Origin of the sequence: Holdemanella biformis DSM 3989 (assembly GCF_000156655.1) — a bacterium.
Taxonomy (GTDB): Bacteria; Bacillota_I; Bacilli_A; order Erysipelotrichales; family Erysipelotrichaceae; genus Holdemanella; species Holdemanella biformis.
In genome coordinates this window covers 1-579 of the sequence record NZ_DS996864.1, presented here as the reverse complement: position 1 = coordinate 579, position 579 = coordinate 1, and the positions used below count along the sequence as shown (strand labels likewise).

Below are 579 nucleotides of genomic sequence, written 5' to 3'. Positions count from 1 at the left end.
GAATTCTTCTCTAGTTCACAGTTATCACAGTTCATGGATCAACAAAACCCTCTTGCTGAGTTGACAAATAAACGTCGTATTTCAGCTTTAGGTCCAGGTGGTATCAGTCGTGATCGTGCAAGTTTTGAAGTTCGTGACGTTCACAACTCTCACTATGGTCGTATTTGTCCAATCGAAACACCTGAAGGACCAAACATCGGTTTGATCAACAACTTAACAACTTATGCTCGTATCAATGAATATGGATTTATCCAGACACCTTATCGTAAAGTAAATGCAGATGGTACTGTTAGTGAAGATACTGTTTACTTAAGTGCGGACGAAGAAGCAGATTATGTAATTGCTCAGGCCAATGAGGTTCGTGATGGTCATTTAGTAAATGAACGTGTCGTAGCTCGTAAGGCTGGTGAAACAATTATTGCCGATCGTGAAGAAGTAGAACTTGCCGACGTCAGTCCAAAACAGATTGTATCTGTAGCGACTGCTTGTGTTCCATTCTTGGAAAACGATGATGCCTCTCGTGCCTTAATGGGTGCCAACATGCAGCGTCAGGCCGTTCCATTATTAGTTCCTCATTCA

1 pseudogene is annotated in these 579 nt (G+C 42.0%); it reads left to right on the top strand.

The window, feature by feature from the left end:
• A pseudogene (locus EUBIFOR_RS11900) lies at positions 1-579 on the top strand (DNA-directed RNA polymerase subunit beta); the annotation flags it as partial.